Genomic DNA, 16766 nt, shown 5'->3' on the forward strand with positions numbered 1-16766 from the left:
TAGCACGATGCGAGAACGGAGTCGCATTGGAATTTCGCTGAGCGAAACAGTTCGCCGGCGGTGTGTCGCGCAACATGTCCTGCTCAACCCTGCCCCGACGTCGACAAACGGCGTGTGAGTGTGATCAAGACATCATCACCGAGCGTTGCGACCCCCGAGGTCTCGAACCGCCTGGCGTCGGAGAGTGTCGTCACCCCGGGGATCTCGACAGAGCTGCGGCCGGCCCCCAGGACCATCGGCGCGACGTAGGCGTGGACCTCGTCGACGAGGTCGGCGTCGAAGAAGGCGCCCAGGATGTGCGGACCACCCTCCACCAGGACCCACAGTGCGTCGGGCAGCGCGGCGAGGACGTCGGCCGGCTCGTGCGATTCGACGCGGACCAGCGGCCCGCCGGTGTCGTCGCGGAGGTTGGCGTCGGCAGGCAGGTCGCGGCGTCCGAGTACGACGCGTGACGGCTGGTGCGGGTACAGACCGCCGTCGGAGGTGCGGGCGGTGAGGGTCGGGTTGTCCGCGAGGGCGGTGCCGGTGCCGATCACGATGGCGTCGAGGCGTGACCGCTGCCCGTGGGCGTGGTCGCGGGCAGCGGGGCCGGTGATCCACTGGCTGGTGCCGTCGGGTGCGGCGATCCGGCCGTCGACGCCGGCCGCCATCTTGGCGGTGATCATCGGGCGCCCGAGTCGCTGTCGGGTCAGCCACGGACGCAGCGGACCGTTCTCCACGACGTCGACTGCGACTCCCCCGGTCACCCGAATGCCGGCGGCTCGCAGGGTGTCCGCGCCGCCGGCGGCGACGGGGTTGGGGTCGCTGACCGCGTAGTGGACTTCGGCGATGCCGGCCTCGATGAGTGCCTGCGAACACGGCCCGGTGCGGCCGGTGTGGTTGCAGGGTTCGAGCGTGACGATCGCAGTCCCGCCCCGCGCCGCGTCACCGGCCGCACGCAGTGCCATCACCTCGGCGTGCGGGCCGCCCGGCGGCTGGGTGGCGCCGACGCCGGCAAGGGTGCCGTCGGCTGCCAGGATCACCGCTCCGACAGGCGGGTTGGGCGAGCTGACACCCATGGCCGCATACGACGCCTCGACGGCGCGGTCCATGGCGGCGGCAATGTTCATGTGGTGGGTCAGATGTCGCTGTGGGCGCGCGCGGTCGCGGCGGATTCGCGCAGGGCGGCGATGGCCTGGCCGGGGTCGGCCGCACCGTAGACGGCCGATCCCGCGACGAAACAGTCGATTCCCGCTTCGGCGGCCTCTTCGATGGTGTCGGCATTGATGCCGCCGTCGATCTCGACGAGCAGCCTCAGGTCCTCGGCATCGATGAACTTGCGGATGATGCGGGCCTTCTCGAGGACCTCGGGGATGAATTTCTGTCCGCCGAATCCGGGTTCGACGCTCATGATCAGCAGGGTGTCGAAGTCGCGGAGGATCTCCAGGTACGGCTCGAGCGCGGTGCCCGGCTTGATCGACAGCCCGGCCTTCGCACCGGCGGCCCGGATGTCGCGGGCGACCCCGATCGGATTCTCGGTGGCCTCCGCGTGGAAGGTGACGTTGTAGGCGCCGGCCTCGGCGTACGGCGGCGCCCAACGCTCCGGGTTCTCGATCATCAGATGGCAGTCGAGCGGGATGTCGGTCGCCTTCAGCAGGCTCTCCACGATCGGCAGACCCAAGGTCAGGTTCGGCACGAAGTGGTTGTCCATGACATCGACGTGCAACCAGTCGGCGCGGGTGGCACCCGGCTTGGCGACCGCCGCCGCCTCGTCGGCGAGATTCGCGAAGTCCGCGGACAAGATGGACGGGGCGATCATGGGCGCGTTACCAGCGGTGCACATGGTGGACAAGTGTAGGGCGAGAGGGTCGGTGCGGACGAAAGCGTCCCGGTGTCTCAGACTCCGTTGGCCGGCCACCCGGGGGATGGAGGCAGAGTCGGCCAGGGTTGCGATCCCTCCTCGACACCCACCGCGGGCAGATCCGGGTTCGGGGGAAGGGCATCGCACGCCACGATATCGGCCCGGTTCTCGGGTCCGACGCCGAGTCGGTCGTAGTAGGTGACCCGCCAATCTCCGAACACGGAATGCGAAGGAGATCTCATGGAACCCTGTTGCTCTTCCGGGGGGCTCCCGTTTGCAGATCGCGTGAACTCGATCGTAACTGGGTATCCCCACGGCTTCCCGATCTTCCTCCACTCAGAATCGCTCGACGGAGACCGTTGTTCGATCGACAAACTTTCACTCCGGCACAGAACGAGTCTGCTCGTCGGACCGGTGTCGACACGTCGGAGCGGACGATAGAAGACCGTATTGACGACCTTGCGAGTTGAACTGTTGCTCGCCACCAATTTCACTTGTGCGTCAATGTCCCTCGGAGACGCATCGATGAACCCGGGGTAACCCCAATCAGCGGATTGGCCTTGGAACGCGAGCTCGAAGGATTCGGTGTAAGCGCGAACGAACGTTCCCTCCGCACTCATGAGATCAAGGGCGTCTGCGGGTACCCAGCGAAAGGAAGCATTCAAGTTCGGTGGCATATCAGCGGCTATGGGAGATTTCGTTGTATGCGATACTTCGGAGTCTGTGGCCGAGTTCGGAAGCACGCCGCAGCCCGTGACCAGGATCGGAAGGATCGCGACAAGCGAACATCCGACAAAATGCACTCTCCCCGGAAATTTCGTTTGCATTCAACTACCTCTTGTACGCGTGTTCGAAGTTTTCGTTGTGGCGGAGAGCGAACGAATTAATATCCGACGTCAGCAAGCGCTGAGCATATGTGGCAGCCTCCTCGACATCAGCCACCTCCGGCATAACTTTAGTGCGTCTCATTTCCTCGAAATCAACATCGCCGTCCGCCGAAAAAAGTTTACGAAAATCTGGATCATCAGCTATCTCGGGATGAGACCTGAAGTAACCTTCCAGAATCTGCGCGTATTTGGCATTAGGATCGATCTGCGACGTATACATCTCTGTTCGCAACTTTCGTAGTTCAGGGTCCGCGATTATCGTGTCCGGGTCGGTAGGCAGTCCCGAGAAATGCAGTTGCGCCTGCGGAGCTGCGCCGGCCAGCAGTAGGTTCACAGCAGGGTCCAAACCCGGCACCGCGGAAAGCAAGCCAGCCGCGCTCTCGAACATTGCACCCCTGACGGCAGCCTCGCGCGCCGCCAAGTGACGGCCGTCGATCTTTGTCTCTTCGATGTGAGAGTCGAGACCGCTCGCCATCGCACCCTCCAAGCGACCAGTCACCTCACCGAGGCCGTAATCGTGCGGATTGCGACCGAATTCTTCCTGCAGAGTGTCGATTTGCAGCGCGGTAAGAGAATTGACAATTCTCCCTGCGTCAGCGTCCGAGTTCAGTACCTGGAAGGTTGCCTTCAGATCCGCTAGGTCGACTTCAGAGACCCCGTGCGAGTCGAACAGCGCGGGATCTGCCCCTCCCATTACAGCGGTATGGGGACCAATCGCCGCAGCGAGCGTTCGAGCCAACTCGCCATTCAACTCACCGAGGGCAAGTTTGTCGTCGCCGATATCGATAAAGGCATCCTTCTGGTCGCCGAAGTATTGAGTGAGCGAAGTAGCTATTTCTCCAGCACGCGTACTGTCCGCCAGCAACTCGAACGAACTCCCGTCTTCGGCATACGCGGAACCGGGCATCCAGTTGAACAGCTTGTTCACCCCGGAACTTTTGTTCCCGGCGCCGTCGGTCCAGTCGTAGGTGAACAGATGCTTCAACATCTCAGCATCCTTGAAGGACCGCACGTTGCCATCTAGGTCGTAGACAGTTGGCATGGAGCCTGCCGATCCGCCGCCAGTCGCTGCCATCACCGCGTCGTGGACCGCGATATGATCGCCTCCCGCGACGTCCAACATCCGGGTCAGAAGACCTTCTGCATCCGCCTTCGATACGTCGTTGTGGTCGAAATACCCAGGGTTCGAGACGTATTCGCCACGTCCTGCCGCCGCGATCTCTCCCGCTCGCGCAACCAGGGCTCGGTCGACGTCGCTACCCAGTTGTACCGACTCGCTGCCATATACGCTTCCATTCGAATCGACCGAACGATGCTCCAGGATGTCCATGACCGTCTTGAGCCCACCAAACGTTTTCAGGTCAGTCACCGACCGATGTCCGCCGGAGTGCGTTCCGCCATCGGGGGCAGCGACATGACTCTTACTGGCAGCGGGACTAGTCAACACATCCCGTATCGGCTGCGGAACTTGACTGATGCCACCCGTAACGAATATCTCCTGGCCGCCACCGTAGATTTCCGTAAATGAATTCGATTGCGTCTGGTCGGTTCTGAGCTGAGGATTCCCGAGCAAGAACACGCCGTCGGCGAGCCCTTGTTTGAAGGCGTCTCGCTCGGTACCACTGTATTCGTCGCCGAAACGCTTCAACGCGTCGAGGGAGTAGGGCGCGGAGCCCTCCGCGCTCTGACCCCAGTTGGGGGTGTAGATGGCCTTCAGATAGTCGAACTGCTCTTTCGGGATGACAGCGTCTTCGCCCCTCGCCAGTGCCGCGCGCTGCTCAGGCGTCAGGCTGGTCGCACGGTAGAAACGCTCCTTCTGATCAGGCGTCGCGGTCCCGCTCATGATCGCCTGGACGTCGCGGCTTGCCTGTCCTGCGGAGAAGCTCGAGCTGAGCGGAGCATTGATCTCGGCGTTGCCGAAGATCACATTGAGCGCGCGTGCGCCGTTCCGGTCGTCTTCTCCGATCTGGTCCGCCAGCGACTGTAGGGACAGAGTCGCTGTCTTCGCCTCTTCTGCACGTTTGGCCTGATCGTTCAGGATCGACTGTTCGGCCGCGCTCCCGGCCTCCACTCCGTTCAACTCCGCCGCGTAGTCGCGAGCGTCGCGCACGGTCCAATCATCCGAAACGCTGAACTTGTCGAGTTCGAGGCCGAGGGCTTTGGTGAGGGCAGTGCTTCGGTTGGGGCTGATCGCGGCGGCGGTGTCATGCAGCACTCTCGCGGCCGCACCGAGTTCGGTTCCGAGCTTGTTGATCTCTGTTCTGTCAGAGCCCGTCCGCTCCACGCACGCGTTCTTTGCGTCCCCCTTCCAGCCCGCCACATCCATGGGCGCCTCGGCCATCGTCTTTGTCTGGATCAGAAGGTTCTCCGCCGTCGTCTGCAGCGCACGCGCAGGCCCAAAGAGGGCCATGACATCCCAGCTGTTGACCGTCGACCGAGTTGGACGGCTCATCAGAACTCCGAAATGGCTCGGAAAGCGCTCGCCAACTCTTCGTCGGTGTCGGCAAATTCTGTGGCGACCTGGTGGCACGTCTGGGAAACCGCGTCCATGCGTGCGGCTGCGCGCCCAAGAAGGGTACGAACGAGGTCGTCCTTGCCGGCACAGGCGGCGCTGAACGCTGAACCAGGCATCGCCCCAGCTGCGTCAGAGAAGCCGGCGCTGCCCGACCACAGCGCCCTCGTGGCCTCTGAACACCCTGCCAACGTCTTGCCGACGCCCTCGATCTCTCCTTTTTCGGCTTCAAGGCGATAAGTCACTGTGAGTCCCCCGTCCCCGGCATCGATATTCTCGACACCACTCCACTCAGACAACCTAATACGAGTCAGCGCGAAGTGGGGATTCGCGATCCACAACTCGCAGGACTGAGTCGCCCTCTGCTCAGGCAGCCGCGAGGATCTGCAGCAGCTTCGTCTCGACGACGCTTCGCTCCGGATCTCGGTGCCCGACCGCCGGTGGCGCGGTACTTCGATGCCGGGCGCCGGTCGGCGTGATGACGTCGATGACCCGGATGTCGCCGGACATGCGGACCGAGTACGTCCAGCCATCGGCCTCTTTCGCGCGATTATGGGTGACACAGATACCGTCGGCATTCGCCTCGCTGGTCGGGCCTTCATGCCGATGCGGCTTGGCGTGGTCGATCTCGGCGATAGGCGAGCCACAGTACGGGGTGCGACACCGCTGATCTCGTAGCCGGATGAAATGTGCCAGTGCGGGCGGGAATCCGCGGGAACGGGACTCCATCGCCACCAGTGCACCATCAGACGGACGCGCATAGACACGGCGCAGCGTCGAGGCGGTCTCACCATCCGGCGACACCGAAGCGGCGACGAGTTCCCGTGCCACTTCTGCCGGGATCGGCCCGTACCCCATCACTTCCGCGGCCGAATCGTTCAGACCGAGCAGAGATTCATCGGACATGACCATGTCCATCGCAACCGGCACCGGCTCTGATGCAGCGCGACCGGTGACGCGTTCGACGAGCGTGTCGGCCATGATCTGGGCGTGAGTCCGATCGTCTACGCCGACCACCGAGTCGGCGTGCTTCTTGAGCGCGGCGTACACCGATATCCCCTGCGTCATCGGCAACAACGCCGACAGTTTGGCCATCAGATCCGGTGCAGGTCGCACGCTGACCCGACGATCTCTCTCGGCCTTGGCCTTTCGCGCAACCACCGCCGCCGGCTCGAGCTCGTAGGCGTGGCGCTTCGCCGACGATTCGATCTCACGGTCGGAAACACCCACCAGTGCCGCCCGATCACCACACACCAGACGATCGATCTCCTCGCGCGATTCGCGAGTCAGATAAGCGGTTTCGCGGACGAGGATCGTGGCACGCCATTCGGTCAGCACTCCATCTGTGAGCGCGGCCATCGTGTGCGGCATCTCGTGCGCCAGAGCACGAGCGAATCCGAGGTACTGACTCCCCTTCTGCGGTGAGGCCTTGCGCGCCAGCCCGACTTCGGCGGCGAGCCCTCGACCCCGTCGCCGCTGCGGAACATTCCGCGCGGCCTCATCGTCGGCACGCAACTGATCGAGATTCGCGGTCTCACGTACCTGGGCCGCAGTGCACGCCGACTTGATCTCCTCGAGCAGAGTCAGCCGCTCCACCGACTCGGCCTCGTCAGCCGGCGCAGCCATGCCGGCAAGGAGGGATACGAAAGACCGCAGATCACGTGTCGACAGAGTCGGCGTTTCGGCGATCACTGATTCGCTCATACGTTCGATATTACACGAACATAGGCTGTTCCGGCCCTACTTTCCACAGCTACTCCTCAAGGCGATCACTTAGCCGTTGAGTTCAGCGACCAACCATGAAACACTTAGCTACATGGCAAACAGTGTGGTCACGCTCGACGAGATCTTCGGTGCGCTGGCGGACCCGACCCGCCGCGCCGTCGTAGAGCGACTCGGGCGCGGCCCCGCGACAGTCGGAGAACTCGCCGGCCCCTTCCCCATGACGCTCCCCTCCTTCATGAAGCACCTGAAGGTCCTCGAGGAGAGCGGGCTGGTCATGACCAAGAAGACCGGCCGAACGCGGATGTGCACGCTCGACCGGCGACGCCTGCGACGCCTGCAGACCTGGCTCGAACACCAGCGCATCGTCTGGACCGAACGCACCGACCGACTCGAAGCCTTCGTCACCGAACCAGAGGAGACATCATGATCGACCCCGAACTCGACCTGACCCTGCAGCGCATCATCCGCGCACCGCGACAACGGATCTGGGATGCGTGGACCCGACCCGAGCAGCTCGCGAAATGGTGGACGCCCTCCCCGACCGTCACCCGAGTCGACCGACTCGAGCCACGCCCCGGCGGCGCCCTGGTCACGCAGATGAGCGAGGACGGGGAGACCTTCATCCCGCACATGGACGCCGTCTTCCTCGTCGTCGACGCCAACGAGCGTCTGGTGTTCACCAACGCCATCGACAGCTCCTGGCGACCCGCGGAACCGGCGCCGGTCCCCATGACCGCGGAGATCACCTTCGCCGAACACACCGACGGAACCGAGTACAGCGTCGTCGTACGCCACGGCAATCCATCCGATCGCGACCGACATCATGAACTCGGCTTCTACGACGGCTGGGGCTCGGTGACCGCCGCGCTCACCGAACTGGTGGAAAGCGAAGCACGGCAATGAAGATCACCATAACCGAATTCATGACTCTCGACGGCGTCACCCAGGGACCCGCACCAAACGGCAACGCCTGCAGGACTCCTGATCCTCGAATACGAACCGACCGGCCATGCGGCAGTCGCAGACTACGAAGGGGTCGCGGCAGTTACCGGCTCACACGGGAACTGAACACTAGTCCCTCGTGAGCGCCGCCAGGAACATCGCATCCGTCCCGTGGATGTGCGGCCACAACTGCACGTGCGGTCCGTCACCGAGCAGTTCCGGACCGAGCTTGCCGACGGTCACCAGCGGCCGCGCATCGAGCTGACGAGCGCCGTCCACCGATGCGAGCACGTCGGCGACGACCGCGGTGGTCTCGGCCGGATGCGGCGAACACGTCGAATAGACCACGACGCCACCTGGCTTGACGAGGCGCAACGCCTCCGTCAGCAGCTCCTTCTGCAGCACGACGAGTTCGTCGACGTCGGCGGGGGTTCGGCGCCAACGGGATTCGGGGCGTCGACGCAGCGAGCCGAGACCGGAGCAGGGCGCGTCGAGCAGGACTCGGTCGTATCCGGGTTCGAGACCGCTCGACCGGGCATCGGCGACGTGGATCGTCACCGGCAGGTCGCTGACCACCTTGCGGATCAACTCGGCGCGATGCTTCGACACCTCGATCGCGTCCAGGCGCGCGGCGTCGATCTCGGCGAGCGCACCGATCAGCGCGGCCTTCCCGCCCGGACCCGCACACATGTCGAGCCAGCGGCCGGAGTCGTCGGCGACCTCGGCGACCGTGACCGCACGCGCGATCAGCTGGCTGCCCTCGTCCTGAACACCCGCATAGCCCTCGCGGATCGCTTCCACATCACCGGGATCGCCGCCGGGCAGATACACACAGTAGGGCGAGTAATCGCCTTCCTCTCCCCCGCTGGTGAGCGCCAGTTCCTCGGCAGTGATGTAGCCGGGTCGGGCGACCAGATGCACCGGGGGCCGTTCGTCGTCGGCGGCGAGCGCCGCCTGCAACTGGCCGGCCGACCCACCCAGCGCGTCGCGGAACACCTCGGCGATCCAGCGAGGGTGCGCGTACTGGAAGGCCAGGTAGCCGACGAGATCCTCGGCGGGCGACGGCGCGAGCTCGTCGACCCACATCTCCTCGTCCTTCTGCGACACCCTGCGCAGCACGGCATTCGCGAAACCCGAAGGGCCCATCCCGTTCTCGGAACGAACGAGATCCACCGACGTCGACACCGCAGCGTGGGAACCCACACGCGTGCGCAGCAATTGGTAGGCCCCCAGCCGCAACACATCGAGGACCGGGCCGTCGATCTCGTCGACGGGCCGCTTGGCCGCCGCGGCGATCACGGCATCGAGAAGGCCCTGGGCACGGGCGGTGCCGTAGGCGAGCTCGGTGGCGAAAGCCGCATCGCGACCCTCGATCTTGCGGTCCCGCAGCATCTTCGGGAGAACCAGGTTCGCGTAGGCGTCGCGCTCCCGGACCGCACGCAGGGTGTCCCGGGCCGCGACGCGCGCCGGGTCCAGATCCTTCTGCCGGAACTTCGCGGAGTTGTCGCGCTTGCCCTGATCCGGTCGTCGGTTCGCACTCATCCCAGCACCGTCCCATCGGTGAGTCGGGCGCCACGGGCCCAGTCGGCGGCCGGCATCGGCTTCTTCCCCGGCGGCTGCACGGTGCCGAGTTTCACCGGCGTCGAGCCGGTGCCGACGAACACCGCCTTCTTGGTCACCGCGATGGCACCGGCGGTCAGCGGCTCGGCGCGAACCGCCTCCGGAAGGGTCGCGTCATCGGAGTCGACGGGCCGCACCGGACCGACCTTGATCCGTGCGTCGTCGAGACTGGTCCACGGTCCCGGCGCCGGTGTGTAGGCGCGGATGAGGCGATCGATGATGTGCGCGGGCAGATCCCAGCGGATACGGGCATCCTCGACCTCGACCTTCGGTGCGTGGCTGACGCCGGCTGCAGGCTGCGGTTCGGGGATGAGTCCCCCGGCCTCGATGCCGTCGAGCGTGCTCACCAGGAGGCCCGATCCGGCGTCGGCCAGACGCGCGAGGAGATCACCGCTGGTGTCGGTGGGCCGGATGGTCTCGGTCAGGATGCCGTACACCGGCCCGGTGTCGAGGCCCTTCTCGAGGCGGAAGGTGCTCGCGCCGGTCACCTCGTCGCCCGCGGCGATCGCGGCCTGCACCGGCGCCGCGCCGCGCCACGCGGGCAGCACCGAGAAGTGCAGGTTGATCCACCCGTGGGTCGGGAGCGCCAGGAGGTCTTCGGGGACGAGGCCGCCATAGGCCACCACCGCCGCACAGTCCGGGGCCCAGCGACGCAGCGTCTCGGCGACGTCGGGTTCGGACATCCGCCGCGGGGTGATCACCTCGAGGCCGTGTTCGTCGGCGAGCACGCCGATGGGCGATCGCACGACCTTGCGGCCGCGCCCCGACACCGCGTCGGGCCGGGTGATGACGCCGACGACCTCATGCGACGGCGAGTCGAGGAGGGCCTGCAACGACGGCACGGCCACCTCGGGGGTGCCGGCGAAAACGATGCGCATTCATCCGATCGTAGGCGGGTCCACCTGCACCCTGATCGGCCCGGTCTGCCGGTGCGTGTTGCGTCGCGCCTGCCCCGCCGCGAGAGCCTCCGCGAGGAGACGTCCGTGCTTGCGCGGCAACCGCACCAGAATGCGGTCCATCTCGTCGTCTGCGGCCGCCTCCCACTCGGCACTCCCGGCCGGCGGACGCACACCCGGCGGAAGCGGAACGGGTCCGAGAACATCCGATCCCTCGGGCAGTTCAAGGTGCTCGACGAAGTCGGTGATCACCTGCGTCGGTCCGTCCACCGAGGCCATCGTGACCGCGGGCGGGAACCCCAGTTCGACGCGCTGATTCAGCTGCAACGACGCGAAACCGACCGGGTCCCAACGGATCAGCGCCTGCACCGGCGCCAGCGTCGAATCCGCGACGATGACCACGCGACCACCCTCGCCGTGGGGCCGCACCATCCCGGCCAGCGCCATCCAGCGTCGGACCGCGTGTTCCTCCGCGCGCAGGTCGGCGCGGTCGAGTTGCGCCCAGGTGTCGACGACGACCGCGGCACCGTAGCCCTCGGGTGCGACCGGTTCGGCGCCCGGCGTCGCGACGACGAGCCGTGCGCCGGGCTCGATCTCGTCGATGATGGTGTCGCCGCCGCTGGTGAGGACCGGCACGCCGGAGAAGGCACGTCCGAGTTCCTCCGCGGTCCGCCGGGCACCGGTGACCGTCGCCCGCACCTTCGTGTTGCCGCATTCGGGACAGCGGAAGGACCGCTCCGGACGGCCGCACCAGCGGCAACTCAGACGCTGATCGCCGCCCATCTGCAGAGGTCCGTTACAGGCGCGGCACCGGGCATGTTCCCGACACCGCGTACACGCCAGCGACGGCACATAACCGCGACGCGGGACACTGAACACCACGGGACGGTCGGCGGCGAACGCCGAGCGGGCCGCGTCGAACGCGACCTCGGGGATACGTGCCGACCGCGCCATCGGGTCCCGCGCGATCTGCCGGTCGTCGTCGGAGATCGCCTGCACCCGCGGACTGCGTTGGCGGACCAGCGGACGGTCGGCGACGAGGTCGTGCGCCCAGCCAGATGCGACGAGTGCCTGTGCCTCCGCGGTGCGGGCGAAGCCGCCGAGGATGAGTCCGCAACGCTCCTGATGGGACCGCAGCACCGCCACTTCCCGCGGGTGCGGATACGGCGCCCGCGGATCGGCCATGCTGTCGTCACCGTCATCCCAGACGACCACCAGACCGAGATCGGTGGCGGGCGCGAAGACCGCACTGCGGGTGCCGATCACGAGTTTCGCCGCCCCTCGGCGCGCTGCGAGCCAGCGGCGGTACCGCGCGGTGGGGCCCAGGCCGGCCGCCAGTGCGACACCCTGATCACCGACGAGCGGTTCACATTCCGCCCACACGCGGTCGAGGTCCCGCTGGTCGGGCACGATGATGATGCATCCGCGGCCGGCCGCGAGAGTCGTCGCGGCGAGTTCGGCGAGCCGGCGCGGCCAGTTCTCCCCGGGCAGGGCCTGCCAGGCTGCTCGCGGACTGCCCTGCGTGTGATCACCGCCGAGCGCCTCGAGGAACGACTCGGCCAGCGGATAGCGTCGCCACGCCTCGAGGTCGGGTGCTTCGACGACGGTCGACGGCTCCGGTGTCGTCTCCTTCTCTGTCCGCGCGTGCCGCGGCGGAATGGCCAGGCGGACAACGTCTCCCATGGTCCCGGCGTACCGGTCGGCGACCGCCCGGCACAGCGACGCGAGCTCGGGAGACAGGACCGGCTCGGCGGAGACGACGCGATCGAGCCACCCCAGCTTGCCGGGGTGATCGCTCTTCTCGATGCGGTCGAGGAGGAATCCGTCGACGAGACGACCGGAGAACCGAACGCGGACCCGCACCCCCGGGAGCGCCGTCGCATCCTGGTCGGTGTCGATCAGGTAGTCGAACGGTCGGTCGAGGTGTGCGAGTCCGAGAATGGGCAGCACACGGGCCACCGGCAGCGAATCAGCCGGGACCCGTGCGCCTTTCGGGGGCAGGGACTGCGCCCTTCGGGGTCAGAGACCGGCGGCCGCGCGCAGCTTGTCCGCGCGGTCGGTCCGCTCCCACGGGAGGTCGACGTCGGTACGGCCGAAGTGGCCGTACGCGGCGGTCGGTCCGTAGATCGGACGCAGCAGGTCCAGGTCGCGGATGATCGCGAGCGGGCGCAGGTCGAAGTTCTCCTTGATCACGCGCTCGATCACCGCCGGGTCGACGTGCTCGGTGCCGAAGGTCTCGACGAACAGGCCGACCGGGGCGGCCTTGCCGATCGCGTAGGCCACCTGGACCTCGATGCGGTTGGCCAGGCCCGCGGCGACCGCGTTCTTGGCGACCCACCGCATCGCGTACGCGGCGCTGCGGTCGACCTTCGACGGGTCCTTGCCGGAGAAGGCGCCGCCGCCGTGGCGGGCCATGCCGCCGTAGGTGTCGACGATGATCTTGCGGCCGGTCAGCCCGGCGTCGCCCATCGGGCCGCCGAGGACGAACTTGCCGGTCGGGTTGACCAGCAGTCGGTAGTCGGAGGTGTCGAGGGTCGGCAGGTCGATGTCGGCGAGCACCGCGTCGACGACCTGCTTCTTGATGTCGGGTGCGAGCAGGTTGTCGAGGTCGATGTCGGCAGCGTGCTGGGTCGACAGGACGACGGTGTCGAGACGAACCGGGATGTCACCGTCGTATTCGATGGTGACCTGGGTCTTGCCGTCGGGGCGCAGGTACGGCAGCGTGCCGTCCTTGCGGACCTCCGTGAGACGACGCGAGAGGCGGTGCGCGAGGGCGATCGGCACCGGCATCAGCTCGGGGGTCTCGTTGGTGGCGTAACCGAACATCAGGCCCTGGTCACCGGCGCCCTGGCTGTCGATCTCGTCCTCGGAGATGCCGCTGCGGCTCTCGTGGGAGTTGAAGACGCCGCCCGCGATGTCCGGGGACTGCGCGCCGATCGCGACGTTGACGCCGCACGACGCACCGTCGAAGCCCTTGGTCGACGAGTCGTAGCCGATCTCGAGGATCTTGGCGCGGACGATGCCGGGGATGTCGGCGTAGGCCGTCGTTGTGACCTCACCGGCGACATGAACCTGACCGGTCGTCACCAGCGTCTCCACCGCCACCCGCGCCTTCGGGTCGTCGGTGAGGATGGCGTCGAGGATCGAGTCGCTGATCGCGTCACAGATCTTGTCGGGATGTCCCTCGGTGACGGATTCGCTCGTGAACAGGCGTGACGACGTGGTCATCAGATCCTCTCGAGATCTCGCGCGCGGATGGCTCCGGCGCCGTTTGGCAGGTATACGGCCGGTCGTGGTGGCCGGTGGAGTCGATTCAAAACTACGGTGCCGCTCAGGCCCCCCGACCATCAGGCACCAGTTGTCGCACTTCGTCAAGTATCCGACTCGACATGAGTGTTTTCGACCCGAAGGGCAACGCGGTCTCGTCGCCCTGGGCCGACAGCAACCAACCGGTGTTGTCCTCGGTGCCGAACGCCTTGCCGTCGCCGACCGCGTTCACGACCAGCAGATCGCAACCCTTGCGTGCGAGCTTGGCGCGACCGTGATCGAGCACGCCGCCGGTCTCGTCGCCGGTCTCGGCCGCGAATCCGACGATGACGGTGCCGGCGGGGATCCGGCCGTCCTCGCGCGCCTCGACCAGGCCGCGGAGGATGTCGGGGTTGGTGGTCAGTTCGATCGGGGCCGGACCCTGATCGCCCTTCTTGATCTTGGCGTCGGCCACCGCGACGGGCCGGAAGTCGGCGACGGCCGCGGCCATGATGACGACGTCGGCGTCGGCCGCGCGTTTGGTCATCTCCTCGGAGAGTTCCTGCGCGGTGGAGATCCGCACGATGTCCACTCCGGCGGGATCGCCCGGATCGGCGGTCGAACCGGCGACGACGGTGACGCTCGCTCCACGGTGCGCGGCCGCTCGGGCCAGCGCGAACCCCTGCTTGCCGGAGCTGTGATTGCCCAGGTAACGCACGGGATCGAGCGGCTCGCGGGTGCCTCCGGCGCTGATCAGCACGCGGACACCGGCGAGGTCGTGGGGCAGCGCGTCGGCGCGGTCGAGCAGCAGCTCACCGATGAGGGCGATCTCCTGCGGGTCCGGGAGACGGCCGCGACCCGAGTCGGTGCCGGTGAGCCGGCCGGACGCCGGGGTCATCACGGTCGAACCCTGTTCGCGCAGGGTCGCTATGTTCGCCTGCGTGGCGGGATGCTCCCACATCTCGGTGTGCATGGCCGGCACGAACAGCACCGGGCAACGCACGGTGAGCAGCGACGCGGTGAGCAGATCGTCGGCGCGTCCCTGTGCGGCGCGGGCCATGAGGTCCGCGGTCGCCGGCGCGATGATGACGAGGTCGGCGCCCTGGCCCAGACGCACATGCGCGACCTCGTCGACGTCGTCGAAGACGGTGGTGCTGACCGGATTACCGCTGAGCGCCTCGAAGGTCGCCTTGCCGACGAACTTCAGCGCCGCCGGGGTCGGGACCACACGAACCTCGTGGCCGGCCTCGGTGAAGTGGCGGATCACCGAACACACCTTGTATGCGGCGATGCCGCCACCCACGCCGATGAGGATGCGGCGTCGTGTCTTGGTCGGTTTGGTCATCACCGACGTCCGAGGCTATTCGCCCTCGGTGTGCTCGAGCAGATCGGAATGGATCTCGCGCATCGCGATCGACAGCGGCTTCTCCTGGAGGCCGGGCTCGACCAGCGGGCCGACGTACTCGAGGATGCCGTCACCGAGCTGGTTGTAGTAGTCGTTGATCTGGCGCGCACGCTTGGCCGCGTAGATGACGAGGGCGTACTTCGACGAGGCGCGCTCGAGGAGATCGTCGATCGGCGGATTGGTGATACCCAGCGGCGTGTCGTATGCCGGTGCGTCGGCGATCTCGGTGATGTCGAAATTGGTCGGGGTGGTCACACAAACTCCTGCGTCGAGGTCTGGGATGTCAGAGATGCTGGTCAGGTCGCGGGCGCGGTGGGCTGCTCAGGTCCGACCAGCAAGGATACCAAGTCAGAGGCCGCTCGGTCGACTTCGCTGTTCACGATGACGTGGTCGAACTCGTCTTTCGCGGCCATCTCGACCTTCGCGGTGGCCAGCCGGCGCTCGATCGCCTCGGGGCTCTCGGTGCCGCGGCCGGTCAGCCGGGCCACCAGTTCGTCCCAGCTCGGCGGGGCCAGGAAGACGGTGGTCGCCTCGGGCAGCCGGGCGACGACGTTCCGCGCGCCGACCAGGTCGACCTCCACGAGGACGGGTTTACCGGCTTCCAGAGCGGCGAGGACGGGCGCGACCGGTGTACCCGATCGTTGCAGGCCACCGTGGATCTCCGCCCACTCCAGGAGCTCGTCACCGGCGATCATCTTGTCGAAGTCATCGGCGGACACGAAGTAGTAGTCGCGACCGTCGACCTCACCGGGACGCGGCGCGCGAGTCGTTGCCGAGACGCTGAAGTACAGCTCGGGCAGTGCGGCGCGCACCTTGGCGACCACAGTGGACTTGCCGACGGCCGAGGGGCCGACCAAAACGATCAGTCGACCCCTCGTGCGTGCGGTTCCCGCGGTATCCGGCCGGTTGGTCACCGCCGGTCCCACGAGGTCGTCACGCTGCCGTGTTCGATAGCGATGCTCACGCTCAGGAGCTGAACTTCTCGAGCAGAGCCTTGCGCTGACGGTCGCCGAGACCACGCAGGCGGCGGGTCGGAGCGATCTCCAGCTCGGTCATGATCTCCTGAGCCTTGACCTTGCCGACCTTGGGAAGGGCCTCGAGCAGTGCCGAGACCTTCATCTTGCCCAGGATCTCGTCGTTCTCGGCGTCCTTGAGCACCTGCTGGAGATCGGTGCCACCGCGCTTCAGGCGCTCCTTGAGCTCCGCGCGGACGCGACGAGCGGCAGCTGCCTTCTCCAACGCAGCGGCGCGCTGCTCGTCAGTCAACTGGGGAAGGGCCACGGGTTCCTCCGTCTTTCGTTCTTGGTTGGGACTGTCATCGTCCGCCGTGAGGCGTCCGACGGCTGTTGCCACTCTGGCGATGCTGCGTCGTCTTCGCAACGATGCGGTCGGGCTGGGGACCCGTCCGGCACCACCGATTGTTGGCGGCGAATGCGACCGTACCCACGTGATCAGGCATTTGCGAGCGCGACCCCCCGTTTTCGCGGTGTTTTCTCATGTTGTAGGGCACCACCACAGTTCGCTGCGGCACATCAACGCTTCACTCAGTGTTGCAACGCTCTGACTACGGCTTTTATCCCAAACCCGCAGGTCAACGCAGTGACACCGGCCGGCAAGGTCGATAGCAATGCGAAACACAACCGATCGCGTGATTCACATGCTGAGACAGGTGTGACGGAAGTGGTGTGACCAG

Annotated in this window: 15 protein-coding genes; 2 read left to right on the forward strand and 13 right to left on the reverse strand. The window is 66.5% G+C overall.

Translation table 11 applies throughout. The features are described from left to right. Nucleotides 1-83: 83 nt before the first annotated feature. From ribD to BLU62_RS07980, 5 genes are all read right to left on the reverse strand, one after another. Nucleotides 84-1109, reverse strand: a complete 1026-nt coding sequence (gene ribD / locus BLU62_RS07955) for a bifunctional diaminohydroxyphosphoribosylaminopyrimidine deaminase/5-amino-6-(5-phosphoribosylamino)uracil reductase RibD (protein ID WP_074849023.1) — start codon at nt 1107-1109, stop codon at nt 84-86. A gap of 8 nt (nt 1110-1117) precedes the next feature. After that, nucleotides 1118-1822 carry a ribulose-phosphate 3-epimerase gene (gene rpe, locus BLU62_RS07960; RefSeq protein ID WP_074849024.1) on the reverse strand — a complete coding sequence of 235 codons (705 nt, stop codon included), beginning with the start codon at nt 1820-1822 and terminating at the stop codon, nt 1118-1120. Between the two features lie 849 nt (nt 1823-2671). Then, complete coding sequence (locus BLU62_RS07970; protein ID WP_074849026.1) at nt 2672-5179, reverse strand: TPR repeat domain-containing protein; 2508 nt, start codon at nt 5177-5179, stop codon at nt 2672-2674. After that, nucleotides 5179-5484 carry a hypothetical protein gene (locus tag BLU62_RS07975; protein WP_074849027.1) on the reverse strand — a complete coding sequence of 102 codons (306 nt, stop codon included), beginning with the start codon at nt 5482-5484 and terminating at the stop codon, nt 5179-5181. The genes BLU62_RS07970 and BLU62_RS07975 overlap by 1 nt, the downstream gene beginning before the upstream one ends. A 121-nt stretch (nt 5485-5605) precedes the next feature. After that, nucleotides 5606-6865 (reverse strand): 13E12 repeat family protein, encoded by a 1260-nt coding sequence (locus BLU62_RS07980; protein ID WP_208863670.1) that lies wholly within the window; start codon nt 6863-6865, stop codon nt 5606-5608. A 190-nt stretch (nt 6866-7055) separates the two neighbouring features. On the opposite strand from BLU62_RS07980, the gene BLU62_RS07985 reads away from it, so the two are divergent. After that, nucleotides 7056-7391 carry an ArsR/SmtB family transcription factor gene (locus tag BLU62_RS07985; protein ID WP_074849029.1) on the forward strand — a complete coding sequence of 112 codons (336 nt, stop codon included), beginning with the start codon at nt 7056-7058 and terminating at the stop codon, nt 7389-7391. Next, nucleotides 7388-7867 (forward strand): SRPBCC domain-containing protein, encoded by a 480-nt coding sequence (locus BLU62_RS07990; RefSeq protein WP_074849030.1) that lies wholly within the window; start codon nt 7388-7390, stop codon nt 7865-7867. The genes BLU62_RS07985 and BLU62_RS07990 overlap by 4 nt, the downstream gene beginning before the upstream one ends. A gap of 168 nt (nt 7868-8035) precedes the next feature. Here the strand turns inward: BLU62_RS07990 and BLU62_RS07995 are convergent, their stop codons facing one another. The 8 genes from BLU62_RS07995 to mihF form a co-directional block, all read right to left on the reverse strand. Continuing rightward, the gene (locus BLU62_RS07995) at nt 8036-9448 is read right to left on the reverse strand and encodes an RsmB/NOP family class I SAM-dependent RNA methyltransferase (RefSeq protein ID WP_074849031.1); all 1413 of its coding nucleotides are present in this window, start codon (nt 9446-9448) and stop codon (nt 8036-8038) included. After that, the gene (gene fmt / locus BLU62_RS08000; protein WP_074849032.1) at nt 9445-10404 is read right to left on the reverse strand and encodes a methionyl-tRNA formyltransferase; all 960 of its coding nucleotides are present in this window, start codon (nt 10402-10404) and stop codon (nt 9445-9447) included. Before fmt ends, BLU62_RS07995 begins: the two co-directional genes overlap by 4 nt. Beyond that, the gene (locus tag BLU62_RS08005) at nt 10405-12381 is read right to left on the reverse strand and encodes a primosomal protein N' (RefSeq protein WP_074849033.1); all 1977 of its coding nucleotides are present in this window, start codon (nt 12379-12381) and stop codon (nt 10405-10407) included. A 60-nt stretch (nt 12382-12441) separates the two neighbouring features. After that, nucleotides 12442-13650, reverse strand: a complete 1209-nt coding sequence (gene metK, locus BLU62_RS08010) for a methionine adenosyltransferase (RefSeq protein ID WP_074849034.1) — start codon at nt 13648-13650, stop codon at nt 12442-12444. 103 nt (nt 13651-13753) lie between these two features. Then, nucleotides 13754-15013 (reverse strand): bifunctional phosphopantothenoylcysteine decarboxylase/phosphopantothenate--cysteine ligase CoaBC, encoded by a 1260-nt coding sequence (coaBC, locus tag BLU62_RS08015; protein WP_074849035.1) that lies wholly within the window; start codon nt 15011-15013, stop codon nt 13754-13756. A gap of 15 nt (nt 15014-15028) precedes the next feature. Further along, nucleotides 15029-15328: a DNA-directed RNA polymerase subunit omega gene (rpoZ, locus tag BLU62_RS08020; RefSeq protein ID WP_006357204.1), complete on the reverse strand. Its 300-nt coding sequence runs from the start codon at nt 15326-15328 to the stop codon at nt 15029-15031. 41 nt (nt 15329-15369) lie between these two features. Next, complete coding sequence (gmk, locus tag BLU62_RS08025; protein ID WP_208863612.1) at nt 15370-15999, reverse strand: guanylate kinase; 630 nt, start codon at nt 15997-15999, stop codon at nt 15370-15372. Nucleotides 16000-16039: 40 nt separating this feature from the next. Beyond that, nucleotides 16040-16354, reverse strand: a complete 315-nt coding sequence (gene mihF / locus BLU62_RS08030) for an integration host factor, actinobacterial type (RefSeq protein WP_004021989.1) — start codon at nt 16352-16354, stop codon at nt 16040-16042. Between the last annotated feature and the right edge of the window lie 412 nt (nt 16355-16766).

Origin of the sequence: Gordonia westfalica, from assembly GCF_900105725.1 — a bacterium.
Classification (GTDB): Bacteria; Actinomycetota; Actinomycetes; order Mycobacteriales; family Mycobacteriaceae; genus Gordonia; species Gordonia westfalica.